Genomic DNA, 26101 nt, shown 5'->3' with positions numbered 1-26101 from the left:
TAACTGATTATGAACACTGAATATATTCCAATTGCGGCATTGAATCAATACGCTTATTGTCCGCATCGTTGTTGGCGGATGTTTTGCGCTGGCGAATTTACCGATAATCAATACACAATTGAAGGCACAAGTTTACACGATCGCGTCCACACAACCGGCGAAGGACAGCGAGAAGAAACTTGGCAAGTTCGAGCAATTTGGTTGAAATCTGAAAAATACCAACTAATCGGAAAATCTGACTTAATTGAGTTAGAATCTGGTGAATTTTATCCAGTCGAATATAAACGGGGACGTAAAGGCGAATGGGATAATGATGAGCTACAAGTTTGTGCCCAAGCTTTATGTTTAGAAGAGATGACAGGGAAAACAATCACCATTGGATATGTATATTATGCCCACTCTCACCAACGACAATTAGTAGAGATTAATGCAGAGTTACGACAGAGTGCGATCGCTACCATTCAATCTGTCACAAATATCATCGAAACAGGCATAATGCCCAAAGCAGTTTATAGCAAACGCTGTGAAGGATGCAGTCTTTATTCACAATGTTTGCCTAAAGCAATAGATAAAATGAAAAGCTATCAAGAAGCTAACTAAATTTGTAATTTGTAGGGTGGGCACTGCCCACCGACATCCAGACATTGTCATCAAAACAAATTATAAATATCAGGATTTCAACAATTACTTTCAGAAAAAGTTGTAAATCTCAGGTGAAATCATGGGAACAGTTTATATCACACAAGATGATGCTTTTATTGGCAAAACAGACGAACGCCTAAACGTCAAATTTGAGAAAAAGACAATTTTAGACGTACCTTTAATTAAAATTGACGGCTTAGTGATTATGGGAAGAGCCAGCATTTCTCCCCTAGCGATCGCCGAACTAGTTAACCAAAAAATTCCCCTAACTTTTCTCACTAGCTCAGGTAAATATATCGCCCGCTTAGAATCAGAAATGAGTAAAAATATTTTTGTCCGTTCCGCTCAATGGAAAGCCGCCGGCGAAACAGCACAAGCAATTCACGTTACCCAAGGTTTCGTCAGAGGTAAACTGAAAAATTATCGCTATGCATTGTCACAGGCACAACGCCGCTATTCCGAACTAGATTTGAATGCTGGTATCACTCAATTAGCGAATGCGATCGCATCCCTTGAAAAAGCCAACTCCATTAATTCTATCAGAGGCTTTGAAGGTGCTGGTAGTGCCGCCTATTTTGGTTGTTTTAATCAACTAATTCGTGTTGATAATTTTAACTTTTCTACTCGCAACCGTCGCCCTCCTCTAGATCCAGTTAATTCACTTTTAAGTCTAGGCTATTCCTTACTCCGCCACGATATCCAAGGAGCTTTAAATATTGTTGGCTTTGACCCTTACCTAGGATACTTGCATACGGAGCGTTATGGTAGACCTTCTTTAGCACTAGATTTAATGGAAGAATTTCGCCCTTTAATCGTAGATGCTGTTGTACTCACAGCGATTAATCGGCGGATGCTAGCACCAAAAGATTTTATCACCGAACCAGTCAGTAATGCAGTTTCACTTACTAAAGAAGGATTACACATTTTCCTGCGACTATATCAAGAAAAGAAGCAAGATAAATTCAAGCACCCAGTACTGCAAAAGCAATACACCTATCAAGAAACTTTCGAGATTCAAGCCCGATTACTTGCCAAATATCTGCTAGGAGAAATTCACCAATACCCACCTTTAGTTATGAAGTAAGTAGCCCAAGATTTAAAACATCATCTAATCAATACCAAGAATTCAGGAGTCAGGAATAAAATTCTGTCTCCTAATTCTCTATTCTCCATTCCCTATTCCCCATTCCCGATGTATCTAGTCATTTCCTACGACATCTCAGAAGACAAGCGGCGCACGAAAATTCATAAAATTCTCAAATCTTACGGACAGTGGATGCAATATTCTGTATTTGAGTGCGAACTGACACCAACTCAATATGCTAAACTGCGATCGCGTTTAGCTAAAGTTATCAAACCTGACCAAGACAGCATTCGTTTTTACTCGCTCTGTGCTTGCTGTCAGGGCAAAATCGAGCGCATCGGCGGCGAAATGCCAATCGATACCACTGTCTTTTTTGCTTGAAACGGGTGTCAACCTGTAGGTGTTTTTTAGCAAGGATAAAATTTTGTCCCTCAAAACCTTATCCCCATTGACTTTGAACCCTATTCAACCACTGAAGAGGTTGACACCAAACCTGAAACCCTGATCACAACTGCTTTTTAGCTTATTTGCTACTTTCCTATCTTGACAAACCAGCACCTGAAAAGCTACCTTATTCCTAGGTTGACACCATTGAACCTTGAAAACCAAATACATCAAGCCTTCTGGATGCGGGCGTTCCAATTAACTTAAATCCCTATCAGGGATTGAAACACTACGGACTACCTGCTTACCAACCAAGTATAGCAGCACCGTTCCAATTAACTTAAATCCCTATCAGGGATTGAAACGTAGACAATGACTTGCTGCTGTGTACAGAAGCCAGGTTCCAATTAACTTAAATCCCTATCAGGGATTGAAACTTGGCAATCTTTTTAATTTCCTGTCAGACCTTGGGTTCCAATTAACTTAAATCCCTATCAGGGATTGAAACAAATCGCTACCCCTCCTCTAAAAATAGAAAAAGGCAAGGTTCCAATTAACTTAAATCCCTATCAGGGATTGAAACTTTTCCGGGCGATCGCCCACAGACTGTAAATCTTGTTCCAATTAACTTAAATCCCTATCAGGGATTGAAACGCAGCATATTGCTTAACTAATGGCAATGGACAGCGTTCCAATTAACTTAAATCCCTATCAGGGATTGAAACATTTACAGATTATATAGAGATAGGATCAACACCTTGTTCCAATTAACTTAAATCCCTATCAGGGATTGAAACATTTGACAAACACAATGGTAATGTTATTCGCTTGAGTTCCAATTAACTTAAATCCCTATCAGGGATTGAAACCAGCCTTGCCCTTCATTTTGGCGATCGCTTTTGATGCTGCCGTGTTCCAATTAACTTAAATCCCTATCAGGGATTGAAACAAGATTTTGCACTCAACAAACTAAGTTGATGCCAAGTTCCAATTAACTTAAATCCCTATCAGGGATTGAAACTTCTTCCTCAGAGAAATCAAGGGACAGATTAGCTAAGTTCCAATTAACTTAAATCCCTATCAGGGATTGAAACTCCATATCAACCCGCAAAATAAACCGTGAAACTTGTTCCAATTAACTTAAATCCCTATCAGGGATTGAAACAGCCAAGTACGAAAGCAGAGAAGAAGCATACGAGTATATGTTCCAATTAACTTAAATCCCTATCAGGGATTGAAACTAGCCAGTGAAAAAGAGCTTGGAGATCACATGCGAGTTCCAATTAACTTAAATCCCTATCAGGGATTGAAACCACATCAGTGAAGCCACGTTCAGCCTCTTCAGTAAAAGTTCCAATTAACTTAAATCCCTATCAGGGATTGAAACTTGCCCGTCAAAGATGAGGCTTTGCCAATTATTGTTCCAATTAACTTAAATCCCTATCAGGGATTGAAACTAGATCCCTCATCTTCTTTGAGAGACTTTTCAAATTCAGGTTCCAATTAACTTAAATCCCTATCAAGGATTGAAAACCTCAGTATTACTACTGATGCACAATTTAAGGTAAGCTGGGTGAATGAATTACGAAACAGCTCGCAAAATCCTCATAGACCAGACAACAACAACCGAGGAAAACCCAGAAGCCCTGTTAGCGCGTATGCAGCAGGGAAGGCCACCCGTACCTGGTCAGATCACCTCGATTTTGTTAGCGTTGAAAGTCGTGTTTGAAGCCCTCAAAGAAGCCCCTACGCTAGACAGAGAACTAGCTTTTTCTTTGTATCAGTTAAGTATCAAGGCTCAACAGCTATTTGCGGCGGGACGCAAAGCTGGGATTGAGTGGCCACCACTGCTGAAGGAAGATTTACTCAGAATTTCTCTAGCAACTGAAAGTATTTTTTCTAATAGATGGCAAACCCCACCGGTTAGCGGCTTTGGGGTACAAGAAAAAGGCTGAAAGTTATCAGTTATCAGTTACTTGTACTGAGCGACTTGCCCTGACTTGTACCGACTTGTACTGAGCATAGCCGAAGTAGCGTAGTCGTACTCCTCCAGGGAAGCAAGCTACGCGGAGCGTCCCGTAGGGAAGGGAGTCGAAGTATCAGTTGGGAGCTAGAGTTCCCTAATTCTAATCGCCCTTTCCGCAGGTTCGCCTCAGTTGGAGCCTCACGTTAAAGTGATGTGTTTCAGCCGGGGTTAAATTCCCGGCTGAAACCTTTATAAGTAGTTAGACAGAATTAATTACACAATGTCATTGCGAATGGAGCGTTCGCGCAGCGTCCCGTTGGCGCAGCCTCTCGTTTTGTCCAATTACTTAACTGTTCACTGTTCACTGATTTAACGATTTCGCAATTCCGCTTCCAACTTGTCTAAATCGTTTTTGAGCAAAATTGTCATTTGACCAGTGAAAGCCTTACCATCTTTAGGTTGGGCAATTTCCACCCAATAGGCGTAGCGATCGCCTACTCGCAATTCTCCCCGCAAAGCTTCCCTAATTGGAGTTTTGGCAAAACGAGCAGCGTTAATTGCACTCTGGTTGGGATACTCATAAAGCAGTTGGGCGCGTTTAAAATCTTGATAGATATCTAACCCATAAATCACCCGCAAGGATTCCTGAAAGCGATCAAGTGTGATGCCATTAATCGCATCATACATGGTAATGCGTTCAGTGCGAATTTTACTCCGGTCTTTGGTGAATTCCACCTTACCCGGAGGTAATACCGATGCCAAAAAAGTGAATCGCTGGGCGGCTGTATCACTTTTTTGCACAAATAACTGTTCCCCACGTCCGGGGCGTAATGTTGAATGGGCTTGCATCCACGTAGTTACTTCTTCTGTACTTTGTCCTGGTAAAGCATTAGCCTGAGAATCAAAAAGCATTCCCACACTCAACCAGGGCATGAGAGAAAAAGGCAGAATCAATAAAGTAAACAGCGGTTTTTTTAACATTGTCTATTCAGGACTTACATGGAAATTCCCCCGTTAATTGCTAACAGCAGGGCGTAACCATAGTCTTCCCGTTTTTTAAAATAATTATTTCATTGGTCAAGAGTCAAGGGTCAAGGGTCAAGGGTCAAGAGTCAAGAGTCAAGAGTCAAGAGTCAAAACTTATTTCCCAGTCCCCAGTCCCCAGTCCCCAGTCCCCAGTCCCCAGTCCCCAGTCCCCAGTCCCCAGTCCCCATTCCCCAGTCCCCATTCCCCAGTCCCCAGTCCCCAGTCCCCAGTCCCCATTCCCCAGTCCCCAGTCCCCATTCCCCAGTCCCCATTCCCCAGTCCCCAGTCCCCAATCCTCAGTCCCTATGTCACTCGAATACGAAGAATATCTCATACACCAAAAATGGATGAGTCGAGCCTTAGAAATAGCGCAAGCGGCTGGTGATGCTGGTGAAGTCCCTGTTGGGGCTGTGATTGTCGATGCATCGGGTAATTTGCTTGGGGAGGGCGAAAATAGGAAAGAACGCGACAACGACCCTACGGCTCATGCGGAAATTTGCGCTATCAGGGCAGCTGCTCAAATGTTACAGAGTTGGCGTCTGCATCAATGTACTCTTTATGTAACATTAGAACCTTGCCCGATGTGTGCAGGTGCGATCGTTCATGCCCGTATAGGATTGCTGGTATACGGAGTGGACGATACAAAAACTGGCGCAATTCGTACTGTTGACAATATCCCCGATGGTGCTGCCTCTAATCACCGACTGAACGTCATTGGAGGCGTTTTAGAGTCAGTTTGTCGTCAGCAGTTGCAAGCTTGGTTTGCTACCCGACGAAAGCCAAATTAGCAGACAGAGGTAAAACTGTCCAATGGGCAAGACACAAGTCACGGAAGAAAATCTACGGTGTAACTAATCAAGGTTTCGTGATATTTTACCGAACAATCAGCCGCCACCGTCATGATGGAATTTTACTCTGCAGACCCTACCCGCCAGCGAATACCAGCGAATACCCCAGCAAAAGCTCAGGTGGCTCATACTACCTCTTGGGTTTCGCCTTGGTTAAGTCCTCTGGCGTATCTATTAGGACGCCACTTTCTTCTACCATTTTTCTTCCGTCGCATTAACATCGTTGGGCAAGAACATATTCCCGAATCTGGCCCTGTGATTCTCGCTCCCACCCACCGAGCGCGTTGGGATGCTCTACTTGTACCCTATGCGGCTATGGGTTGTATGACAGCAAAAGACTTGCGTTTCATGGTGACTATTACTGAATGTCAAGGACTACAAGGCTGGTTTGTGCGCCGCTTAGGGGGATTTCCTGTAGATCCTAAACACCCATCCATTAGAACTCTGCGACACGGAGTTGATTTACTGCTACAAAGGAAAACTTTGGTGATTTTTCCCGAAGGCGATATTTATCGTGATGGTGAAGTTCACCCATTAAAGCCCGGAATTGGACGTTTGGCGTTGAGTGCTGAATTTAGTCAACCCGGACTGGGAGTTAAAGTAATACCCATCAGCATCAATTACAGCCAACGTTATCCCCATTGGGGTACAGACGTGACTATTCACATTGCTCCGTCTATAAAAGTCGCCGATTATACTAACGGTTGTATAAAACAAAATGCTCAACACCTGACTGCTGACTTAGCCAAGGTGTTGCAACAATTAAACCACCAAGAATCAGAAATCACTACTCATGCATTTGCAGAAATTCCTAATTCTTGATTTGGTCATTTGTCATTTGTCATTTGTCATTTGTCATTTGTCATTGGTCATTGGTCATTGGTCATTTGTCATTGGTCATTTGTCAACGTTATTATCTCCCAATCCCCAGTCCCCAGTCCCCAGTCCCCAGTCCCCAGTCCCCAGTCCCTCTAAAGACTATGTTTCTAAATTTAATTCCCAGCTATTTAATCTCCCGACATCTTGTGGTGCATAGTCGGTGATCCATAACTGCCATTTTCCTTTAGCCGATAAAGATAGTAGCTGTCTCAGGGCTGGGTGCGATCGCATTGTGTAGGTTGTTTGTAAATCGGTGCGGCGACCTAGGGTACGATTTTGCAACAACACTTGTTGATTATTAGGCGCAATTAAATAAATTTCTAAATCACCAAGAAAATCATGGGTGATATTAACTGTTACTTGAATATTTTGAACTGTATTCGGCTCAGAAATAGCGATCGCACTTTTTATCCCTTGTCTATTATTGTCTGGAATCGCCATCTGGCTATCATTCCTGCCCCCGATCTGCTTTGTGCCACTTGATGCAACTGCACGTAGTTGTGATGCTGCTTGCACAGCTTTCGCGGCATTTATCTTGCCATAACCAAACCATTGAGAATGACCGTTAACATCATAAGTCCCGGCACGCAAACCGAGTTGAGGGTCAGGATTAGCATCTACAATCTTATCGGCAGTTTCTTGTAAAATCCGTTTGACTTGCCCCGCAGTTAAATCAGGATTGGCTGATAAAACCAGCGCCGCCACACCTGCAACTACAGGAGTCGCACTAGAAGTACCGCCAAAATTGTCGGTAAAGTTACCTGGTTCATAACCAGCGGCGCCAATTTGATCGGTAGTGAAAATTCCCAATCCAGTTAGAGAACTAGCGATCGCCGGTTGTGTTTCCATAAAACCAGCCTCTTCAAACCACATACCTGGTGGGGCATTGTTACTAGGGGCACATACCGCAATATTAGTCCCCCAATTACTATACGCAGCTTTCTTATTCAAACTAGTAGAAGCAGCCACAGCAATTACATCTGTATGTACAGGAAAACCACTTAACCACACTGTATTACCTGATAAAATATTTTTCGGCCAATTGCGCTCATTTACAGAACCGTCAATTGGGCGATTAGCATTACCCGCCGCAAACAGAATCACACAACCTTTACCCTTGCGCCCTTGGGTAGCAGCGCGGGCTATGGCAGCACGTTGACGCAAAGATAGCGGAAAGTAAACTGCAGATGCGCCCCAACTGCAAGAAATCACACTAGCACCCTTCTCTATAGCCCAGTTGAATATATCTTCAATCGATTTATCATCTAAAAACCCAGTTGTCCGAATCGGCATGAACGCACAACCAGGAGCAACCCCCACAATTCCCGCACCATTTTCTTCCGCCACTGCTAACCCAGCACAAGCCGTACCGTGACTCGCTTCCTCATCCCCAGGTAAAGGTAAAAAGTCATTGTCCTTAAAATCTCTGGGAGCTACAATCTTTCCACTCCCTTGAAAATCTGGGTGGTTTAAATCAAAAGAATCATCCACCACCGCCACAACTACAGAACGCACACCGCGAGTAATATCCCAAGCTTTTTCCACAGAGATATGAGAACCCACAGCCAACTGATTACCACCATTGTGGTTGAGATACCATTGCTGGGAATAAAGTGTGTCACGAGGTTTGTAGTGTGGCTCAGGTTGCACAAAAATGTTAGGTTCAGCAGCTAAAACTTCCTTGAGTCCTTGCAACTGATTAGCAATTTTGATGGGATTTGCAGTTGCTTGTTTGCTGACAAGAAACACGAAAGTATTAGGCACTCCCAGGACAGGTTTGTCTTGCATCAAGTTGAATGTGGCTGTAATAGCGTTAATCTGGGCAGCCTCAACCCCAGAAGCAAACTGAATGGTAATTTGCTCATTCAGATAAACAAACGTCCCCGGATTACCCGTGATTGTGTAAACATGACTAGCAAAAGCCACATTTTCCGCAGCACGGGCTTGAGACATCGCCGCCTCTAACTGCTTTGGTGCAACCTGAAACAGTTCAATTTGTGCTGGGGGAATACTCCGCTGCCAAACACCCCAACTCAACTGGGATAATTTTTGTGGTGTTAATTTGCTGGCCAGACGAACCGTGAAGCGATCGCCAGCTTTTTCTAAACTTAATTCTTCACCACCGCGTTGTAAGATTAATCCTAGACTACTAACTAGCATACCCGTATTGGCAAAATCAGAGGAATTAATGCGATCGCTCATAGGGAAACTTTTAATTACTATATAGGGCTATGGGAACTCAATTAAACTGATTTTCAGTCTCAATTTATAGCAACTTAGTATGTAACTCTGCTTTGTCAAAAACAAAAACAGAGTTAAGATACCCGAAGTTTCCATTAAATCAGTGAACAGTGAACAGTAAACAGTGAACACTAGGCAAGGGAGTATGGTGTGGTTTTATGGCGCACCAACGCCTGACGTTACCCAAGCAATGAAACTGATAACTGATAACTGATAACTGATAACTGTTAATTTATATATTTGTCGCACGAATTGACCCCATGAACTTAGCAGCAGCTGTTCCCAGGATTCGCTTCACTTCCTTATCGCTTATAGCAGCCCTTAGTCTGCTATCACCTATTCCAGCTCAAGCACAAAAGCCATCCAGCAGTCCTAACCTACCACAACAACCCCTTGACCCCAACGATCCGAATACCCTCCGTCCAATAACCCAAACTAACAGCCTATTGAGCATTGACAGCGGCAATCGTCTCCTCAAGGAAGCAGAAACTGCTGTCTCAGCCCAAAAATATGACGTGGCTGCCAAGAAACTCCAAGAAGCACGTCAGGTTTTTAACCAGCTATCTAATTTTTATCAGGATCTCAACTCTAGCTTTTCTGGAATTGACAACAGAGTTTCTGATTCCCAGCGTAAAAGAGCGCTAGACACCGCTCAACTGCGAGACGAAAGCACCTATCGCCTAGCACTAGTACATCGGGCGCAAAATCAGCCAGAACTAGCCGTACCGCTACTGGTGCAAATTATTAAAAGCCAAAACCCAACTCGGGATTTGGGCAAAAAAGCCTATCAACAACTGTTTGAATTGGGCTTCGTTGATGCCCCCTATCCCCGACAAGCTGGTAGTGACTCATCTCCCTCATCAAAAAAATAATCCAGTTAAAGGACTTCCAGAAAATAAATTATCCAATTTACTCAAATAATATTTTTCCTTCTCCCCCTGCCCCCCTGCCAAGAAAGCGATAGGATATTTTTTTAGTTGGAAGTCCCTAAACTACTCTTCTCTCCTCCTCCTCCACTCCTCACTCCCACTTTGTCAAAACTTTTAGTTGACAAAAGCAGCTCCTTCATATCTCTAATCTGTTAATAATAGAAAAGAAGTTTTTTCAGGAATTGCGATGATTAGTCCGCAACAAGTCGAGGCAATGATCAAAGCGGAACTGCCAGATGCCCAGGTTCAGGTACAGGACTTGACAGGTGGTGGTGACCACTATCAGGTGACAGTAGTTTCATCGCAGTTTGCCGATAAGAGACTAGTACAACAACACCAGCTGGTATATGGCGCGTTGCAACAAGCTATGTCAACCGAAGCAATCCATGCGTTGGCAGTAAAAACATATACTCCTGAAGCTTGGCAGACAACAGTAGCTTTGTAAAGTCAATAGCCCAAAGTCCATAGCTAAAATCCTGACTTTTGACTCTTGACCCTCAACCCTCGACTATAAAGCAAAATTAGGGAACAAAAAAACCATGACACCAGAACTTAAAGAGAAAATTGACACCTTGTTACAAGAGAACAAAATTTTGGTTTTCATGAAGGGAAACAAGTTGATGCCCCAGTGTGGTTTCTCTAACAACGTGGTGCAAATACTCAATACATTGGGAGTTCCCTTTGAAACCATTGACGTGCTGTCAGACAACGAAATCCGTCAGGGAATTAAAGAATATTCCAACTGGCCGACAATTCCCCAGGTGTATGTCAATGGTGAATTCCTCGGTGGTTCAGATATTCTGATCGAAATGTACCAAAAAGGTGAATTGCAGGAATTGGTAGAAGTAGCACTAGCTTCATAACATCGTTTTGACACAAGGAGGTTGCTACCAACTCCTCACTCTGTACTCTGTCTATTACCACCCTGGAAAATGTAACTCCATTTCCAGGGTTTTTTATGAAAAAACTTGATACCTTTAGATGTGGGAGAAAACTGTTGACCCCTAACTCCTGACTCCTAACTCCTGGCTTCTACCTACCCATACCAAGCAATTTAATTAAAAATCCCCTCAGCCGCATGAGAAATACAAAACGGCGGCGAGGGGATGCTGATGAGCAAAAAAATCTCCAAAATTTCACACCATTAAATCTCTTGATCAATGCACATAATATGCTATGATCATCAGCGTTGATAAGCGATCGCTGCTAATTGTCAGGTAAGGGCATTAGTAGTAATCGTGTTGTGGTTCTGGCTGCGTTTGAGTCATTGCAAAATTTGAGCCATCGTACAAATAACGGCTGGCTTCTTCCTCTAGACGATGAATCAGGAAAGGCTCAATGGCGTTTCCTTGTCGCAGCGCGGCTAGATATCCATCCAAATACATCCGCATATCATCCGTACGATAACCGCGATTCCATAGCTCGACGAAGGCGTCGGTAATTCTTTGGTAATAGCGAATGGTTTGTGTGTCTTGGAGCATAACTGCTGTATTAATCTCTTTGGAATGAGAATTGTAAATGATTCACGCTGAAATGTGAAGTGTCACCTCCCCCTCAGCATCAACTCAAAATCAAATCGTTTACTTAGGGCAACACCCCCGAGCAGCTACAAAATATTCTTATCCTATTCCAGAAAGCATGGAATATGATTATTTGGTAAGCTATTTTTATAGTTTCCGCTGTCAACACCCCGGTTATTTTAGTGGATGTTAAAATCGGCTTCTGCAATACACAATTAGCTTTCACCATAGAGCCGGGAGAGAGATTTGGTAATAATTAGCTTGTTTGGTGATAGTTTTTTGGTGCATTATCCTCCTCTAGGAGTAGGACGATTTAGCAGAACTGGTTTTGATAAGTCTAACAAAAATTTAAGAATATTACTAATTGGCTGAGAGTGAAGCATGAGTTAAACTTTTTGCCGCTTTTGCTATAAGAAAATGTAAAGCTAATAGTAATGGGAGTAACAAAGACTACAAAACCTTAGACAGGGGCTTGTTACTTTGAAAATCATCGACGCAAAGGGGTCTTGCCACCGTGGGTTCGGTTTGTATTGAAATCGTTGAGGGGAATCCCCATCTAAGGTCGTTGCTGGGTTGGCACTTGCAGCAGTTGGAATACCGCGTGCATCAAGCCGCCAGCATTTATCAAGCAAGGGAAGTATTTTTAAGCCACCAACCAACACTAGTAGTTCTTGATGCGGATTTGCCTGATGGCGATGGCATTGAGTTTTGCCGTTGGTTGCACCGTCAGCAGCAGCCGTTAATCCTGATGCTATCTGCCCGTACAAATGAGGCTGATGTCGTCGCTGGTTTAAGGGCGGGGGCAGATGATTACATGAGCAAACCTTTTGGGATGCAGGAGTTCTTAGCGCGGGTAGAAGCACTAATTCGCCGTAACCGCACACCTGTTGCACCAGCTTATCTGGATTATGGCGCTCTGCAAATTGATTTAGTACAGCGTCGTGTCCGCTTCCAAGGAGAGTTTATCGACTTAACACCCCAAGAATTCAGTTTGTTATACGTTTTGGCACAAGCAGGAGGAGTGCCTTTGTCTAGGTCGGAATTGCTGCGCCGGGCTTGGCCTGATGCCATCGATAACCCACGCACCATTGATACTCATGTTTTATCACTGCGGAAAAAAGTTGAACTTGATCCCAGGCAACCCAGCTTGATTCAAACTATCCGCAATGTGGGTTACCGATTTAATATGGAAATTTTGAATACCAATCTTTCACAATCACAAACAAAATTAGCTAAAGAAAGATTTAGCAATCAACGTTCAACGTTAACTACTCAACGGTCTTAATGTAAAGATGACTGTTGACCGTTGACTGTTGACCGTTGACCGTTGACTATTGACTAACTCCATTCTTCAGCTGCTTGAGTTTCTGCGTCCATCAAGCTAGCGCGCAACTTAACCCAATCTACCTCAGATGCGTTCTGATCTGCCAACAATCGCCCTTGTTGTAGGTGCAGTAATCGGGTGCAAAATTGTTGTGCTAGTTCTAGCTGGTGATTGACCATGAAAATTGTGGTGTGATGAGTGTCAGCCAACTGAATTAAAACTTCTATAAGATGGGAAGCTCTACCAATATCTAAGGCAGAAGTTGGTTCATCTAGTAGTAAAATTTTAGGCTGGATGACTAAAGCACGAGCGATCGCTACTAATTGTCGTCCTCCAGTAGAAAGTTGTACTTCCGTCCTTCCTAACCACTCACTAGGAATTTGCAGTTGTTCTATCCAATGACTCACTCGTTGCTGAATTGTCTGTTTGGATAAACCACGCAAAACCAATGGATAAGCCAAAGCTTGCCCAACCGTCATCCCCAAAAGCCTTGATTCTTGCAAGACAAGTGCCACTTCCTGGCGTAGCTGCATAACAGGAATTTGGTGATATTCCTGATTTTCTAGATAGATTTTGCCACTGCTAGGTTCCTCAAGACGGTTAATTAGCCTCAATAACGCCGTTTTGCCAGCGCCAGCTGGGCCGACAATAGTTAGGCATTCGCCGCAAGCGTTGGCGGAGCGATCGCCTGGGCATACCTCAAAGCTAATATCCTGCAATATGGGATATCCTTGCTGGTTACTTGCGCTTTGAGTTTTTAGCTTCGTAAACAGATTAACTCGCTCTAGCCTTAGTATGGCTTTGGGGATGACATTATCCAATTTGGGGACTGGGGAATGGGGAATGGGGACTGGGGAGATGAGGGAGAAATAACCCTAGGCTCTTGACTCCTGACTCCTGACAACTTTAAGTTATTTGTCCAATAGATAAAGCCGTGGTAATTGTCCAAGCATCTATCAACAGCAGTAGCAAAGTGAATCCTAATAAAATAAGATACATCCAAGGCTGGGCTAAAGTGCTAACGTCTGTGGTGTCTATGCCAGTTTTTGCCTGTACTTGCCTAACCATTTGGCCAAATCTAGCTACACGTACAGGCAATAAATAAGCTTTACCCTCTTGGCTAAGAAAATAATAAACTATGCCGCCTTGACCAGTGGTGCGCGGTTTTAACTCTTTGATTTGGGCCCAAGATAAAGACCAACCTTTACGAAAAAAGCGCGGAACCCAAGTAGGATAAGCAACCTGAATTCCTTGCTCATCTAAAATTACACGTTCAGTTAACACTGCATACAAAGCAACTAAGCCGATGCTAATCCCCACCCACAATAGCGCTGGTGGGACGGGTGCGGCTGTCACCTGGGCTAAAAAAGGTAATGGTACTGTGAGTGCTACATATAAACTCAACAGCGTTATCCGAATTAACGGAGACAGACGAAAAATAGAAGCTGAAGTGTTAGCTGAGTTGGCTGTCACGATTCAATCAAAATTATTGGCTTTAAGTTCACTCTAGTAACCGTTAGGGATTTTAACAACCCCCAAGGTTTGAGTTCCTTAAATCAGACTTTTCTCAGCGAACCTCTCTCTTGAAAAGTTTCCTACGGAGGGAAACCCTCCTGCAGAACTTTTCGCTGCGCTAACCTCAGCGTCCCTCTGCGTTAAAAAACACTACGATTTTCAGCAATTTTGCTTAAATCCTTTTAAGGCAAATATTTTTGTACCACAATCCAACCAGTCAAGGAAACCCAAGCAAAGCCCACAAATAGCAGGATATTTACACCAACATGTAAAGTTCTAGCCCAAGGTTTTCTGACACTAATTTGTGTGGAACTGAAAGCAGATAGCAAAACTAATACTACTACGATCAATCCTGAAACCAAATGTGATGATTGTCCGAGGGAACCAAAATGACCCAAGGTGCCAATAATCCCAATTGCCAGCAATAGCAAGACTAGACTAACCATGCTAATGCCAATTGTAAAATGGAGCGATCGCATCCCCTGATTTCCCCTAGTAAACAGCGGGATACTAGGGAGAGGCTGCGAAGTTCTCGCTCGAAACAGCCACAAGCCAGTCATTGCCAACATCAAATATGCCAGCAGGGCTAACCCCATCGACCAAGCCGCTATTTTCCATAACCACAGAAAAGAAGGCAAATTCATAACATGATTGTAGAGGAAATGGGGGAATGGGGATTGGGGACTGGGAAATAAGTTGTGACTCCTGACTCTTGACTCCTGACCAATCAACAAAAAAGGCTGCCGATTTCAGCAACCCTCAAAAATTAAGTAAGATTGTTTTTTTAATCAACGGACGCTAAACCAGCTACTGTTAATGGTTTTGTTGTATCTCCAGTTCTTGTATTAATTGGTGGTACTATTGGTTTTTTATTGAGAGAGTCTATTGTTACTTCTGAGTCTGAGTCTGTATTTAACTCATAAGTACTTGGTTCTTTAATCACAAGGCGATCGCACGGAATTTTATCCGATAAAATTGCACTTGCCATCATCCCCGTATGAATCTCCATTTGACCTGCTTGCGGAGCTTCAAACACGAGGCGTTGTCCAGGAAAAACAACCCTTTCAAAGTACCAATTGCGAATATTGGAGATGCGAGCCACCTGGATTTTGCTCGTGGCATTAACGTAGCAGCAGAGAACAGTCCCCGATTGCTCAGGTGGTAGAGGATCTAATATTTGAGCCATAACTGCTGAGGAGCTTTACGCCACAATTTTACATTACACCAGCAAAACTAACATTGGCTGATCCCCACAAGCTGTAACTCCGACTACCAACTGCACATTTCTGCATTATTTATGTCTAAAGATATGTATAAGATATAAAGATTTTTAAATGTATTCACTTTGCCAGAGATTATACACTATAAAAGAAGACTTTGTATATTTAGTCTTAGCTTGACTTTATCCATTTTTACGAACCCTAAAACCTGACGCCGAAACCCTTGTACGGCGCTAGGTTTAGTTTTTGTAATTTATCGATAATCAGTGACGTAGAAAAAGTATTTGCCAAAAAGCCAGGGTTTTTGCCGAATAAAGGAGACTAATCTCTTAATTTTGGATAAAGTCGAACTTAGAATAATCAACTTTAACTTCCTTAAGGAAAGTAATGAGGGGAAAACTCTGATGACAATCCTCTCATGGATGACTCCATAGGCAGAAAGTTTTTTTATTTCATCTATCTTGCGAATAAATGGTGGCGATCATCACTTAAATGAATAAACTCAATGTTATGGTAAAGATATATGAAAATGTCTTCATAAAGCTTATCCAGTTAAGTCCCCACATAATTGTATGAAAAAAATTTTAGCGATCGCCACAATTAAGATAAGGAGGTCGAGAGACATTAACAATCATCTGAGGTGTCAAATGTGATTTTAGTAGGGGAAAACACCCAAAACAAAAATACATTTGCAACCTGGATATTTCTTTCTCCTAAAAAATGGCAAGATGGCAGTTAAAATACGGATGATGGAAAATCGAATTCTCTACGTTCGCCTTCCTTGCAACCCCATCTTTCCTATTGGGGTTGTTTACCTATCAGATCATGTCCACAAGCAATTTCCCAGCATCGAACAACGCATCTTCGATTTAGGAACAGTTGCTCCTTTGGACTATGCTTCCGCTCTAGATTGTTGTATCGATGAATTTAAACCCACACTCCTAGTATTTTCTTGGCGAGATATTCAAATTTATGCCCCAGTCGGGGGACGCGGTGGTAATCCCCTACAAAACGCCTTTGAATTTTACTACGCCAAGAATCCGCTATTGAAACTACGCGGTGCATTAGGCGGTTTGCGGATCTTCATCGCTTACTATGCAGAATTGTGGCGTAACTTAGGCTTAATCAAGCGCGGTTTAAAACGCGCCCAAAAATATAATTCTCAGGCTAGGGCAGTTGTCGGTGGTGGTGCTGTCAGCGTATTTTATCAACAGTTAGGTAAAAGTTTACCCCAGGGGACAATTATCTCTGTGGGTGAAGGCGAAACTCTGCTAGAAAAGCTCTTAGGTGGTAAAGAGTTTCGAGATGAACGCTGCTATGTTGTGGGAGAAAATCAACCACGCCAACGATTAATCCATGAACAACCGACTCCATTAGAAAAAACTGCCTGTAACTACGACTATATAGAAAGTATCTGGCCAGAATTTAACTATTACCTGCAAGAACAAGACTTCTACATTGGCGTTCAAACCAAGCGTGGTTGCCCTCATAACTGCTGTTACTGCGTTTACACTGTAGTAGAAGGCAAACAGGTACGCATTAACCCAGCCGATGAAGTTGTTGCCGAGATGCGACAATTGTATAATCGCGGCATTCGCAATTTCTGGTTTACGGATGCCCAATTTATCCCCGCACGGAAATTTATTGACGATGCTGTAGAACTCTTACAAAAAATCGTCGATTCAGGGATGACAGATATCCACTGGGCAGCATACATCAGAGCAGACAACTTAACACCCGAATTGTGTGAGTTGATGGCAAAAACCGGGATGAACTACTTTGAAATCGGCATTACCAGCGGTTCTCAGGAACTTGTGCGGAAAATGCGGATGGGTTACAACCTGCGAACTGTCTTGCAAAATTGTCGTGATTTAAAAGCAGCTGGTTTCAACGACTTAGTTTCCGTTAACTACTCCTTTAACGTCATTGACGAACGCCCCGAAACCATCCGCCAAACCATCGCTTACCACCGCGAACTAGAAAGAATTTTCGGTGCTGATAAAGTCGAACCTGCCATCTTCTTCATCGGTTTGCAACCCCATACCCACTTAGAAGAGTATGCCTTTAAAGAAGGTATCCTTAAACCAGGGTACGATCCCATGAGCCTCATGCCCTGGACAGCGAAAAAACTCCTTTGGAACCCCGAACCCCTGGGTTCATTCTTTGGTGAAGTCTGCTTACAAGCTTGGCAACAAAACCCCAATGACTTCGGGCGGGAAGTCATGAATATCCTAGAAGAAAAGCTAGGATGCGCCGATTTAGAAGCAGCACTCTCCGCACCAATAGAAACCAAAGAAAAACAGTTGGTAAGCCTGTAATAAAATATAGGGAATGGGGCATTGGGCATTGGTGTCTCTCCCTCATCTCCCTCATCTCCCTGACTCCTCCTCTGCGGTTTGTCTCACAAAATCCCAACTCCATGTTAGAAGGTTCCATCCTACAACAGCTGGAAGCAGCGCACCGTCACAGCACTAGACCGATTCGATTCGGGGTGTACTACAAAAATACCCTAGTTGCCCTGTGCCATGCCCTAGAAGACCAAATTTTATCCGAGGATGCGACACCTTTAGTGATCGCCGCCTTCCAACAGGGTAAATGGTATTTACAAGAAGCAGAAAGATACGCAGATATTGCCAAGCACAGCCGTGAAATTACGATCATGGCTGCTGCTGATGCTGGTTTTGCAGAACATCCCACAAGTCAACTACCCAACATAGACTTAGTGGCATTAGATCCTGCTGATCCGGTAGCGCAGGAATGGCATTTGATTATTCTGTCGCCTAAATACACAGCTATGGTAATTTGTCAAGAATTATCAGAGGCTGATTATGGCAGCGCTGGGCTACCTGCATCGGATGTAGAGCGGAAATTCTATGGCTTGTGGACATTTGAGCCAGAGTTGGTGAGAGAGACTGCAGAAATAGCGATCGCCCATATTCAAAAATATCATCCAGAACTAGCAGACAGACTCATCACTCATAAAAACTCAATTACGCCTCATCTGGCGACACCAAAAGAATTCAGTACAGTTGTCTCCCGCGTAGTAGATTACCTCCAGAGAGGACAAGAAAATTTAGCCATCCCCACAGTACTGCGCCAACAAGTCCTAGATCGCAACTTGCTTTCCAACGAAATCCAAGCATTTTTGCGAATGGCGCAACTCATGGATATTGCTGACATCAACAACCCAATGGCTGCAGCCGAAGTAGTCGCCCTAGCAGAAACAATCGCCCAGCTTTTGGATCTTCCCGCATGGCAAATTAAAAGATTACGCCTCGCCGGGTTACTACATCGCATAGATCCACTACAAAAAGCCGAAAGCCTCCTAACTCCCGGTACATCAATACGTTACCAGGAAGATGCCCCCAGTTCTCCCCTCAGTTGCCCCTTAGTGCCAGGGGCGCAGGTATTGCGAACCATGCCACGATTGCGGGCTGTTGCCCAAATTATCACCCATCAAACCGAGTGGTGGGATGGTACAGGAGAACCAGCGGGTTTAGCCGAAGACGAAATTCCTCTAGAGTCCAGAATTTTGGCTTTAGTTGCAGACTTTCAATGGCGAGTCAACCAGAAAAAATCATCCTCATTGAGTCGAGAACAAATATTTACTCAAGCCTTAGATGAGTGTAGACAACAATCAACCCGCTTTGACCCTAAACTAATAGATACCCTAACTTTGTTAGTCATGGGTTTACAACAAGGACTCGACTTACCCCTAATAGAAACCAAAATCAGCGCTGGCGTTTGGTTAATTGATTCGCAATGGGATAGCCACAGCAAGAATAATGAGCAGATTAGCCGTTACCCCACATGAATATTGAAGCCATTAAATTAGGAACCCTCAAACAACTCCCAGGGGCAAATTTAGAAGACGAGGAACTCACCCAACTAGATTTAAGCCGCATTAACCTTGCAGGCGCTACCCTGGTTGGGACTAATTTGACTGGTTCCAAACTCGAAGGTGGGCATTTCGAGGGCGCAAATTTGATGGGCGCAAACCTCCAAGCCACTGACTTGCGGGCGAACCTGATGGGCGCCAACTTAATGCAAGCCGATTTGACGGGTGCTGACTTGCGGGGTAGCAATTTGCGCGGTGCTAACTTGATGGGCGCACGACTCAGCGAAGTGTCTTTAGCAGGGGCTTTCTTGAGTGGTGCCAACTTGATGAATGTGAACTTGCAAGGCGTTGACTTACGCGGTGCTGACTTGCGCGGCGCAAACCTGACTGGAGCAAATCTCAAAGGTGCAAACTTAAATCGTGCTGATTTGCAAGGAACGCTGTTGAGTGAAGCCAATCTCGAAGAAGCCGACTTGCGGGGGGCGAATTTAGCAGGGGCGAATTTGACGGGGGCGAATTTACTCTGTGCAGAGTTAGAAGGTGCAAATTTGAGCGGCGTTAATTTGGATAAAGCATGTTTGGTGGGGACAGTTATAGAGACTCTTGCGTAAATGATGCTGCTTCGAGATTTACTGGAAGAATTGTTAACATTTTTGCAGTTTAAGCAGGTGAAAATTTGTGAGTTTACAAGAAATCATCAAACTAGCAAAGCAGCTTTCAACCGTGGACAAAGTACGTTTAATCCAGCAAATTGCTCCTGATATAGAACGCGAGTTAACAGATAAACTCTCTACCCTTCCTCGCCAATCCTTGTGGGGACTATGTGCTGATTTAGGAAATGCACCTTCCACAGAGGAAATTGATGCAGCCCGTATTGAAGAATGGGCTAGCTTTCCACGGGAGGATATTTGATGCTGCGCGCTGTAGCTGACACTCATGCAATAATTTGGTACATTTTTGGCGATTCTCGATTATCAACAACTGCCCAAAATACTATATCCCAGATAGCATCTTCTGGAGATCAAGTTGCTTTTTCCTCTATTACGCTAGCCGAAATTGTATACTTGAGTGAAAAAGGGCGTATTTCTCCACTAACACTTGAACGTCTGCTTGCATCTGTTGACACAACTGATGCTGTACTAGTTGAAGTTCCCTTTGATAGGCACATAGCTGAAGCTTTGCGCTTAGTGAATCGCTCACAAGTACCAGATTTACCAGATCGTATTATTGCTGCTACAGCCTTTTATCTAGGAGTTCCAGTGATTAGTCGAGATAGCAAAATTCAACTATCTAGTGTTAATACTATTTGGTAAAGTGGAAAAATTCCATCTAAATATCGCTGATGTGCTTAGTGCTGCGTGCCGTAGCCACTTTTTCATTACCAAACCCGCTGAACATTATAGGCATCAAAAGCCGAATCACTACTATCAAAACAAGGGAATGATTCATCGCTTGTGCCACCAGAATACGATCAAACGGATCTCGATGATGTAGTGGTAAATAACGGAATTGAACAGTATCGGTAAAGTTAATAGAGAGAATCGTTATACCCGCAGCAATTAATTTAGGTTGAATCTCTTCAAAAGCACCCTGTAGGGATAGTTTTCCAATGTTGAGTTTAATCGCCATTTCCCAAAGACTTGCAATACTAAAGAAAACAGCCTCAGCAGATTCAATCTTTTCTCTAGTTAATACTGGCAGGGTGGCATCATTCGAGACAAACCAGATAAAAGCATGAGTATCCAATAGTAATCTATTCATTCCATATATTCTTTCATATCTTCAAGCGGCTCATCAAAGTCATTAGGTAATGGCAGAACAAACATTCCTTTCATCGTTCCAGCAACACGACGCTTGTTTGTCGGCTTTTTTTCGGTAGAGTTTTTAGCGTGCTTCTCTATCAAAAACTCAATGTAATGAAGCACTTCTATCTGAAGAGACTCAGGGAGTTCTTCTAATTTTTCTAAAATGACTGGCTGTATCATTGTTTTTTCTCCTTGGCAATTTTTATGAAAAACATGACAGCTATAGGAATAGTATTTGGTTTTTGAAATACACGTAGGGTGGGCAATGCCCACCAAAACCATGATACGGTGGGCATTGCCCACCCTACAGATACTGAAATTTTTTCAATAATCAAATTGGATTCCTATATGTTTGTTTGGATGTCAAACAAATTTAATTTAGATATGTTTTAGCTGATCACTGAGTTGAAAGCTAGCTAAACAAAAGCTCATAGCATATGAGGGTTAATATAACCCATTTAAATTTTTAACTGTTCTTCCCCGAATCAAAAACGCCAGTACACTCATTAACAACACCCCCATCACTCCTTGCAGGGGATTATTATTCACGCCAGTTACCCAATCAGGAACTTGACCAGAATATTTCACTAATTCCCCAACATTAATAATGTAGTAGCCCCAAACTAAGCCACCATGTAAACCAATTGGAAAACCCAAGCGTCCCCTCCGCCAACGCTTTCCCCATACTTGCGTTAACCCCAGCAGTACTAAAGCTGGAAATTGCGGTAATGTATGAATAATTGCTGCCAAAGGTTTAATAAAGTGCAATGTCGCAAACGCGATCGCATCTGTCCACAGCGCCACACGCGGACTATAATCTCGTTGTAACTCATCTAGCAACCAGCCTCGGAATAACAATTCTTCAGCAAATCCGATGCCCAAGCCAACAAGTAAACTCTCTAAAATCACTTTCAGCAAGAAAACTTTCGGTTGTTGCCAAACCAACCAACCCAAAACACCTTGTAACCCAAAAAGTATTAGAGTATTAATTATGCCCATAGCCAAGCCACGCAGTAAATCTACACCATTTTGCCGCGTGAATTCTAAGCCATAATGCCGCAGAATTTGGGGCTGCTGGTAGACATATTTGCCCCATAGTCTCAGAAGAAAAATAAATATTACATATAATAATACCAATGTCAATATACTTTCTAAGTTTGCATCACGCACTAGTAAGTATATTGGCGCAGCTAAGGGCAACCATAGCAACAATAAAGTTAAAATAAAACAACCCAGCCTGATAGGGGCAGGGCGTTCGGCCAGACGGACAAGGTTATTTTTCATAGTAAGCAGGTCAAAAATCACCAGCCAATATTCTAAATTTCGACCAATGACCAATGATCAATGACCAATGACTATTCGTCAGGTTCAATTGTGCTACTTAAACCGTGACTTTTCAATGTTTCGCAATAGAACTCAGCGTGTTCTTGAGCGCAAGTAATAACTAAAGCTAGCCCGTTAGTATGAGCTTCCATCATGATACTAACAGCCTGGGGCTGGGTAAGACTCGACACCGTGGTCAATAACGCTTGTACTACATGCTCCATAGAGTTGTAGTCGTCATTATGGAGCAAAACGCGATACCGAGGCGCTAGCTTGCGGGAGGTGGAACGCTTCTCAATGGTTTCGACTGACACTGCTCTTTGCTCTTTTTTCTTTGATTTACTACAGCGTAACTTCTGTCAAGCGATCGCTTAACAGTTATTTACCTAATCACTAACCTATTCTATAGCATTTCTATAAAAATGCTATCTCGCAAAAAAACACCCACTGCTTAGAATAGACCACAGCAGCCAGAAGCGATCGCTTCCAAGAAACTTATTTCACACACTACAAGAACAATAATGCTACCTTGATCTTGCAGCACAATGCAACAAGCATAACGCATTCTCCGTTTTAAAATAAATATTGCTGTAATACAATCCTTGTCGCCTTCCAATCCGCCCGATTATGGACACAAGCTTAGACTTTCAACCGGGACAAATAGTATCTTTAAACCACAGCGACAGGAATCTGTATGCAGAAGTCATTCAAGTTGTGGTTTCCCGCCAGTTGTGCTGGGTGCGTCCTTTATTTCTAGTCGCTTTTACCGAAGAACTACCCCTAATCACTGACTTGCGAGATGCTTCTGATCTGCTTTGGCCAGCCCAATTGTTTCGACCGGCTTTAGATACAGAGGTAATTACGCTGTGGAGTCAGGTTTTAGCAAAAGAACCAAAATCTGAACCTGATTTAGCCGCCAAGCAGCAACTTCATCAATTTATTCAGCAAGTTTGGCAAAGATATCAAGAGGGAATGGGGAATGGGGAATAGGGCATTGGGCATTGGGTTATTGATTAATATCTCTCTTGTCTACCCCTGCCCCCTGAGCGCAGCCGAAGTGTGCCTCCAGTCGCTTAAGCGTACCGAATACCGGCATCTTTCAGGCGTTGAATGGCTTCATGCATCCGCTCATCGGGGATAGTTAAGGCGATCCGGAAAAAGCCTTCTCCTGCTGCACCGTACCCATTGCCTGGAGGCACAAGAATACCACATTTGTCAAGTAGCAAAGTGACAAATTCTGTGGAAGAATATCCCGGTGGTACAGGTACCCAAACATAAAGAGTTGCTTGTGGAGGCTGAATCGGCCAACCTAGAGACTGTAGTCCTTTGACGATGATGTCGCGACGATTTTGGTAAATTGATATCACGGCTGCAAGTTCTGCTTCACTGGTAGAATAAGCTGCGATCGCTGCCTTTTGAATCGCCTTAAATATTCCAGAATCTACATTACTCTTCACCTGAATCAAACCTTGAATGCCGATCTCATTGCCTACAACAAAGCCAACCCGCCAACCTGTCATATTATAAGACTTAGACAGACTGTGAAACTCGATTGCCACATCCTTTGCACCTGGCACTTGCAGTACACTCGGCGGTTTGTAGCCATCATATGCCATTTCTGAGTAGGCATGGTCATGACACAGCAAAATATCATACCGCTTGCAGAAAGCTACCAATTCCTCAAAAAACTCTAGGGTTGCTAGTGCCCCAGTGGGATTATTAGGATAGTTAATCCACAACATTTTTGCCTTACGGGCTACCTCTTCCGGAATAGTATTCAAATCAGGCAAAAAGTTGTTTTCTGGCTTCAGAGGCATACTAAAAGGCTCACCACCAGCGAACAATGTCGCAGTCTGGTATACAGGATAACCAGGATCTGGTATTAGCGTATAGTCTCCTGCTTCCACAAAGGCTAAGAAAGTATTATGAATTGCTTCTTTGGAACCGATAGAACAGATAACCTCTGTATTCGGATTTAAACCTGTCACCCCAAATCGGTGTTCCATCCACTTAGCAGCAGTTTCTCGAAATTCTTGCGTGCCTTGATAAGGTGGATAGTTGTGGGTAGAAGGGTCATCAATTGCCCCATGCATTACCTGGAGTATATGAGTCGGAGTCGGTTTATCAGGATCGCCTACTGCCAAATTGATGATATCAACTCCCTGCGCTACGAGTTCATTTCGTTTACGGTTAATTTCAGCAAATAGATAGGGAGGAATTTTTGCTAGGCGTTTAGCGAACTGCATGGCGACTTACTACTAATGCAAATTGTTGATGCTCACTAGCACAGTTTACGCCAGACTCAGTAACTAAATATAGTCGAACTCGCAGAAAAGTATTAGCGATGCTATCGTTTTTGTGATCGACGCTGCCATTTTGAGCAAAAGTGTTAACTATTTTGAAGTTTAATGGCTTTATTTTTACTCACAAAAAGCTGGATATAGCCTCAAGAACGGAATGCTAATTATCCCAGACTAGGAACCAACTTAATTCTGCCAGCATCCATCTCTGCCATTAATAATTCTAGCGCTTCATAGTCAACATCAGATATATAACCTGTTTCGGTTAGTTCAAAGTTGATTTCATTTTCTATTTCAGGAGTTAGTTTTTTAATATCAAGCGCTTTTTCTACTAGTTGCCGAATCACGTATCTAGTTTTCATAAAAAAATAAACTGATTATATGTGATACTAATTATCCAAGATAAAGTCTAGTATAAAATGTGATCCAGACATCCATGTAATAGTGATATAGATCACAACAAAATCAAGCAGATAGTTGGCTATTATACCTAGCATTTGCTATCTACTGAGAGAGAATCTAGGGTATTTACCCTACATCTGACTTTAGTCTAAATTAGCTTGAGCCATAGTCTAAGCAGGCTTTCTCAGCATAACTACGGTATAGTTAATCTGCTCTTCGACTGCTTATGTTGATTGTTTTTTAACTGAGGATAAAAAAAAGTATATAAGAATACATTTTAGAGTGCATTTATGACAATCTTTAAACAGAGGTATTAAAGTAATAAAGATTCAGCAAAGAGACCTAATACGAATGGTCGATGCTATGAGAAACAGTTTATGTTCAAATACATCATAAGCTTTATAGTTCAATACCTTTAAATTGGAATTTCATTATGCAACTCGCACTCAAATCTCCCAAAATTACAGTTATTCGTCCCCACGGTTGTCTGAATGCCGCTAACGCTTTAGAATTTGAACGAGATTTGACTACGGCGTTAGCACAAGATGATACTTCTATCTTGCAAGTGGATTTAGCCGCAGTAGAATCTTTAGACAGTGCAGCCTTGATGGCCTTAGTGTCTACACTCAAGCTAGCTGGGAAGTTAGGAAGGAGTCTCAGGCTTTGTTCGGTGTCTCCCGCACTCAGAATTATTTTTGAACTTACACAGCTTGATGAAGTGTTTGAGATATTAGAAAGCGAAGCCACAGCCACAGCATGACTACGCTCATGAATTTGGGAGAGCAATGAAGCTGATACGTATTTAATTTTAATATGTTGACAGAGGGGAAAACAAGAGCTAAACCTCCTCTCTGG

The 26101-nt window shown here is 42.9% G+C and carries 30 protein-coding genes and 1 CRISPR repeat array; of the genes, 17 read left to right on the top strand and 13 right to left on the bottom strand.

Translation table 11 applies throughout. From position 1 onward, the window contains the following. The first annotated feature begins 9 nt into the window (after positions 1-9). The 4 genes from cas4 to CAL7507_RS14330 all read left to right on the top strand — a co-directional run bounded on the left by cas4 (position 10) and on the right by CAL7507_RS14330 (position 4065). On the top strand, positions 10-600 hold the full coding sequence (gene cas4, locus CAL7507_RS14345) for a CRISPR-associated protein Cas4 (RefSeq protein WP_015129193.1): 591 nt from the start codon (positions 10-12) through the stop codon (positions 598-600). Between the two features lie 121 nt (positions 601-721). Beyond that, complete coding sequence (gene cas1d / locus CAL7507_RS14340; protein ID WP_015129192.1) at positions 722-1726, top strand: type I-D CRISPR-associated endonuclease Cas1d; 1005 nt, start codon at positions 722-724, stop codon at positions 1724-1726. Positions 1727-1834: 108 nt separating this feature from the next. Continuing rightward, entirely contained in the window at positions 1835-2107 is a 273-nt protein-coding gene (gene cas2 / locus CAL7507_RS14335) for a CRISPR-associated endonuclease Cas2 (RefSeq protein ID WP_015129191.1), read from the top strand. A gap of 254 nt (positions 2108-2361) precedes the next feature. Then, positions 2362-3643: direct repeats of the CRISPR family, unit length 37 nt; unit sequence GTTCCAATTAACTTAAATCCCTATCAGGGATTGAAAC. Positions 3644-3687: 44 nt separating this feature from the next. Next, positions 3688-4065 carry a hypothetical protein gene (locus CAL7507_RS14330; protein ID WP_015129190.1) on the top strand — a complete coding sequence of 126 codons (378 nt, stop codon included), beginning with the start codon at positions 3688-3690 and terminating at the stop codon, positions 4063-4065. A 380-nt stretch (positions 4066-4445) separates the two neighbouring features. On the opposite strand, the gene CAL7507_RS14325 is transcribed toward CAL7507_RS14330, so the two are convergent. Then, positions 4446-5057, bottom strand: a complete 612-nt coding sequence (locus tag CAL7507_RS14325; protein WP_015129189.1) for a hypothetical protein — start codon at positions 5055-5057, stop codon at positions 4446-4448. Between the two features lie 350 nt (positions 5058-5407). Between CAL7507_RS14325 and tadA the strand changes: the two genes are divergently transcribed. Together tadA and CAL7507_RS14310 are read left to right on the top strand one after the other, a co-directional pair. Further along, positions 5408-5890 carry a tRNA adenosine(34) deaminase TadA gene (tadA, locus tag CAL7507_RS14315; protein WP_015129188.1) on the top strand — a complete coding sequence of 161 codons (483 nt, stop codon included), beginning with the start codon at positions 5408-5410 and terminating at the stop codon, positions 5888-5890. Positions 5891-6001: 111 nt separating this feature from the next. Next, on the top strand, positions 6002-6772 hold the full coding sequence (locus tag CAL7507_RS14310) for a 1-acyl-sn-glycerol-3-phosphate acyltransferase (RefSeq protein WP_015129187.1): 771 nt from the start codon (positions 6002-6004) through the stop codon (positions 6770-6772). Positions 6773-6928: 156 nt separating this feature from the next. On the opposite strand, the gene CAL7507_RS14305 is transcribed toward CAL7507_RS14310, so the two are convergent. Continuing rightward, positions 6929-9031 carry a S8 family serine peptidase gene (locus CAL7507_RS14305; protein WP_015129186.1) on the bottom strand — a complete coding sequence of 701 codons (2103 nt, stop codon included), beginning with the start codon at positions 9029-9031 and terminating at the stop codon, positions 6929-6931. 299 nt (positions 9032-9330) lie between these two features. Here CAL7507_RS14305 and CAL7507_RS14300 point away from each other — a divergent pair, with 299 nt between their 5' ends. From CAL7507_RS14300 to grxD, 3 genes are all read left to right on the top strand, one after another. Next, positions 9331-9942 (top strand): hypothetical protein, encoded by a 612-nt coding sequence (locus CAL7507_RS14300; RefSeq protein ID WP_015129185.1) that lies wholly within the window; start codon positions 9331-9333, stop codon positions 9940-9942. A gap of 244 nt (positions 9943-10186) precedes the next feature. Beyond that, entirely contained in the window at positions 10187-10444 is a 258-nt protein-coding gene (locus CAL7507_RS14295; protein ID WP_015129184.1) for a BolA family protein, read from the top strand. 94 nt (positions 10445-10538) lie between these two features. Continuing rightward, the gene (gene grxD, locus CAL7507_RS14290) at positions 10539-10862 is read left to right on the top strand and encodes a Grx4 family monothiol glutaredoxin (RefSeq protein WP_015129183.1); all 324 of its coding nucleotides are present in this window, start codon (positions 10539-10541) and stop codon (positions 10860-10862) included. Positions 10863-11225: 363 nt separating this feature from the next. On the opposite strand, the gene CAL7507_RS14285 is transcribed toward grxD, so the two are convergent. Further along, positions 11226-11480, bottom strand: a complete 255-nt coding sequence (locus tag CAL7507_RS14285) for a DUF6761 family protein (protein ID WP_015129182.1) — start codon at positions 11478-11480, stop codon at positions 11226-11228. 553 nt (positions 11481-12033) lie between these two features. Between CAL7507_RS14285 and CAL7507_RS14280 the strand changes: the two genes are divergently transcribed. Continuing rightward, a complete protein-coding gene (locus tag CAL7507_RS14280; protein ID WP_015129181.1) occupies positions 12034-12804 on the top strand; it encodes a response regulator transcription factor in 771 nt (256 codons plus the stop codon). Positions 12805-12857: 53 nt separating this feature from the next. On the opposite strand, the gene CAL7507_RS14275 is transcribed toward CAL7507_RS14280, so the two are convergent. The 4 genes from CAL7507_RS14275 to CAL7507_RS14260 form a co-directional block, all read right to left on the bottom strand. Further along, positions 12858-13664 carry an ATP-binding cassette domain-containing protein gene (locus CAL7507_RS14275; RefSeq protein ID WP_015129180.1) on the bottom strand — a complete coding sequence of 269 codons (807 nt, stop codon included), beginning with the start codon at positions 13662-13664 and terminating at the stop codon, positions 12858-12860. 85 nt (positions 13665-13749) lie between these two features. Further along, entirely contained in the window at positions 13750-14316 is a 567-nt protein-coding gene (locus CAL7507_RS14270; RefSeq protein ID WP_015129179.1) for a hypothetical protein, read from the bottom strand. A gap of 224 nt (positions 14317-14540) precedes the next feature. Continuing rightward, a complete protein-coding gene (locus tag CAL7507_RS14265; RefSeq protein WP_015129178.1) occupies positions 14541-15002 on the bottom strand; it encodes a DUF4079 domain-containing protein in 462 nt (153 codons plus the stop codon). Between the two features lie 140 nt (positions 15003-15142). After that, the gene (locus CAL7507_RS14260) at positions 15143-15544 is read right to left on the bottom strand and encodes a DUF1830 domain-containing protein (RefSeq protein WP_015129177.1); all 402 of its coding nucleotides are present in this window, start codon (positions 15542-15544) and stop codon (positions 15143-15145) included. 762 nt (positions 15545-16306) lie between these two features. Between CAL7507_RS14260 and CAL7507_RS14255 the strand changes: the two genes are divergently transcribed. From CAL7507_RS14255 to CAL7507_RS14235, 5 genes are all read left to right on the top strand, one after another. Next, a complete protein-coding gene (locus CAL7507_RS14255; RefSeq protein ID WP_015129176.1) occupies positions 16307-17896 on the top strand; it encodes a photosystem II high light acclimation radical SAM protein in 1590 nt (529 codons plus the stop codon). Positions 17897-17997: 101 nt separating this feature from the next. Further along, positions 17998-19392, top strand: coding sequence for a DICT sensory domain-containing protein (locus tag CAL7507_RS14250; protein WP_015129175.1), 1395 nt, complete (start codon positions 17998-18000; stop codon positions 19390-19392). Next, positions 19389-20027 carry a pentapeptide repeat-containing protein gene (locus tag CAL7507_RS14245; protein ID WP_015129174.1) on the top strand — a complete coding sequence of 213 codons (639 nt, stop codon included), beginning with the start codon at positions 19389-19391 and terminating at the stop codon, positions 20025-20027. The genes CAL7507_RS14250 and CAL7507_RS14245 overlap by 4 nt, the downstream gene beginning before the upstream one ends. A gap of 67 nt (positions 20028-20094) precedes the next feature. Continuing rightward, complete coding sequence (locus CAL7507_RS14240; RefSeq protein WP_015129173.1) at positions 20095-20328, top strand: hypothetical protein; 234 nt, start codon at positions 20095-20097, stop codon at positions 20326-20328. Continuing rightward, positions 20328-20729, top strand: coding sequence for a type II toxin-antitoxin system VapC family toxin (locus tag CAL7507_RS14235; protein WP_015129172.1), 402 nt, complete (start codon positions 20328-20330; stop codon positions 20727-20729). The genes CAL7507_RS14240 and CAL7507_RS14235 overlap by 1 nt, the downstream gene beginning before the upstream one ends. 16 nt (positions 20730-20745) lie before the next feature. Here CAL7507_RS14235 and CAL7507_RS14230 read toward each other — a convergent pair whose 3' ends face one another. From CAL7507_RS14230 to clpS, 4 genes are all read right to left on the bottom strand, one after another. Continuing rightward, entirely contained in the window at positions 20746-21177 is a 432-nt protein-coding gene (locus tag CAL7507_RS14230; RefSeq protein WP_015129171.1) for a type II toxin-antitoxin system VapC family toxin, read from the bottom strand. Continuing rightward, the gene (locus tag CAL7507_RS14225) at positions 21174-21401 is read right to left on the bottom strand and encodes a DUF2281 domain-containing protein (protein WP_015129170.1); all 228 of its coding nucleotides are present in this window, start codon (positions 21399-21401) and stop codon (positions 21174-21176) included. Before CAL7507_RS14225 ends, CAL7507_RS14230 begins: the two co-directional genes overlap by 4 nt. Positions 21402-21665: 264 nt before the next feature. Further along, complete coding sequence (locus CAL7507_RS14220; RefSeq protein ID WP_015129169.1) at positions 21666-22505, bottom strand: CPBP family intramembrane glutamic endopeptidase; 840 nt, start codon at positions 22503-22505, stop codon at positions 21666-21668. Between the two features lie 71 nt (positions 22506-22576). After that, positions 22577-22858: an ATP-dependent Clp protease adapter ClpS gene (gene clpS, locus CAL7507_RS14215; RefSeq protein ID WP_015129168.1), complete on the bottom strand. Its 282-nt coding sequence runs from the start codon at positions 22856-22858 to the stop codon at positions 22577-22579. A gap of 313 nt (positions 22859-23171) precedes the next feature. Here clpS and CAL7507_RS14210 point away from each other — a divergent pair, with 313 nt between their 5' ends. Then, positions 23172-23534, top strand: coding sequence for a hypothetical protein (locus CAL7507_RS14210; protein ID WP_015129167.1), 363 nt, complete (start codon positions 23172-23174; stop codon positions 23532-23534). An 83-nt stretch (positions 23535-23617) separates the two neighbouring features. On the opposite strand, the gene CAL7507_RS14205 is transcribed toward CAL7507_RS14210, so the two are convergent. Beyond that, a complete protein-coding gene (locus CAL7507_RS14205; RefSeq protein WP_015129166.1) occupies positions 23618-24790 on the bottom strand; it encodes an LL-diaminopimelate aminotransferase in 1173 nt (390 codons plus the stop codon). A 218-nt stretch (positions 24791-25008) separates the two neighbouring features. Beyond that, positions 25009-25206: a hypothetical protein gene (locus CAL7507_RS14200; protein WP_015129165.1), complete on the bottom strand. Its 198-nt coding sequence runs from the start codon at positions 25204-25206 to the stop codon at positions 25009-25011. A gap of 473 nt (positions 25207-25679) precedes the next feature. Here CAL7507_RS14200 and CAL7507_RS14195 point away from each other — a divergent pair, with 473 nt between their 5' ends. Next, complete coding sequence (locus CAL7507_RS14195; protein WP_015129164.1) at positions 25680-26006, top strand: STAS domain-containing protein; 327 nt, start codon at positions 25680-25682, stop codon at positions 26004-26006. Positions 26007-26101: the final 95 nt, after the last annotated feature.

This window comes from Calothrix sp. PCC 7507 (assembly GCF_000316575.1).
In the GTDB taxonomy this organism is placed as follows: Bacteria; Cyanobacteriota; Cyanobacteriia; order Cyanobacteriales; family Nostocaceae; genus Fortiea.
The sequence above is the reverse complement of the archived record's forward strand: the minus strand, read 5'-3'. Positions and strand labels throughout refer to the sequence as shown.

Bases quoted from the DNA above. Each gene is read 5' to 3' on its own strand.
- cas4 (WP_015129193.1), top strand. From the start codon at position 10: ATGAACACTGAATATATTCCAATTGCGGCATTGAATCAATACGCTTAT.
- cas1d (WP_015129192.1), top strand. From the start codon at position 722: ATGGGAACAGTTTATATCACACAAGATGATGCTTTTATTGGCAAAACA.
- cas2 (WP_015129191.1), top strand. From the start codon at position 1,835: ATGTATCTAGTCATTTCCTACGACATCTCAGAAGACAAGCGGCGCACG.
- CAL7507_RS14330 (WP_015129190.1), top strand. From the start codon at position 3,688: ATGAATTACGAAACAGCTCGCAAAATCCTCATAGACCAGACAACAACA.
- CAL7507_RS14325 (WP_015129189.1), bottom strand. From the start codon at position 5,057: ATGTTAAAAAAACCGCTGTTTACTTTATTGATTCTGCCTTTTTCTCTC.
- tadA (WP_015129188.1), top strand. From the start codon at position 5,408: ATGTCACTCGAATACGAAGAATATCTCATACACCAAAAATGGATGAGT.
- CAL7507_RS14310 (WP_015129187.1), top strand. From the start codon at position 6,002: ATGATGGAATTTTACTCTGCAGACCCTACCCGCCAGCGAATACCAGCG.
- CAL7507_RS14305 (WP_015129186.1), bottom strand. From the start codon at position 9,031: ATGAGCGATCGCATTAATTCCTCTGATTTTGCCAATACGGGTATGCTA.
- CAL7507_RS14300 (WP_015129185.1), top strand. From the start codon at position 9,331: ATGAACTTAGCAGCAGCTGTTCCCAGGATTCGCTTCACTTCCTTATCG.
- CAL7507_RS14295 (WP_015129184.1), top strand. From the start codon at position 10,187: ATGATTAGTCCGCAACAAGTCGAGGCAATGATCAAAGCGGAACTGCCA.
- grxD (WP_015129183.1), top strand. From the start codon at position 10,539: ATGACACCAGAACTTAAAGAGAAAATTGACACCTTGTTACAAGAGAAC.
- CAL7507_RS14285 (WP_015129182.1), bottom strand. From the start codon at position 11,480: ATGCTCCAAGACACACAAACCATTCGCTATTACCAAAGAATTACCGAC.
- CAL7507_RS14265 (WP_015129178.1), bottom strand. From the start codon at position 15,002: ATGAATTTGCCTTCTTTTCTGTGGTTATGGAAAATAGCGGCTTGGTCG.
- CAL7507_RS14260 (WP_015129177.1), bottom strand. From the start codon at position 15,544: ATGGCTCAAATATTAGATCCTCTACCACCTGAGCAATCGGGGACTGTT.
- CAL7507_RS14255 (WP_015129176.1), top strand. From the start codon at position 16,307: ATGGCAGTTAAAATACGGATGATGGAAAATCGAATTCTCTACGTTCGC.
- CAL7507_RS14250 (WP_015129175.1), top strand. From the start codon at position 17,998: ATGTTAGAAGGTTCCATCCTACAACAGCTGGAAGCAGCGCACCGTCAC.
- CAL7507_RS14245 (WP_015129174.1), top strand. From the start codon at position 19,389: ATGAATATTGAAGCCATTAAATTAGGAACCCTCAAACAACTCCCAGGG.
- CAL7507_RS14235 (WP_015129172.1), top strand. From the start codon at position 20,328: ATGCTGCGCGCTGTAGCTGACACTCATGCAATAATTTGGTACATTTTT.
- CAL7507_RS14230 (WP_015129171.1), bottom strand. From the start codon at position 21,177: ATGAATAGATTACTATTGGATACTCATGCTTTTATCTGGTTTGTCTCG.
- CAL7507_RS14225 (WP_015129170.1), bottom strand. From the start codon at position 21,401: ATGATACAGCCAGTCATTTTAGAAAAATTAGAAGAACTCCCTGAGTCT.
- CAL7507_RS14220 (WP_015129169.1), bottom strand. From the start codon at position 22,505: ATGAAAAATAACCTTGTCCGTCTGGCCGAACGCCCTGCCCCTATCAGG.
- CAL7507_RS14210 (WP_015129167.1), top strand. From the start codon at position 23,172: ATGGACACAAGCTTAGACTTTCAACCGGGACAAATAGTATCTTTAAAC.
- CAL7507_RS14205 (WP_015129166.1), bottom strand. From the start codon at position 24,790: ATGCAGTTCGCTAAACGCCTAGCAAAAATTCCTCCCTATCTATTTGCT.
- CAL7507_RS14200 (WP_015129165.1), bottom strand. From the start codon at position 25,206: ATGAAAACTAGATACGTGATTCGGCAACTAGTAGAAAAAGCGCTTGAT.
- CAL7507_RS14195 (WP_015129164.1), top strand. From the start codon at position 25,680: ATGCAACTCGCACTCAAATCTCCCAAAATTACAGTTATTCGTCCCCAC.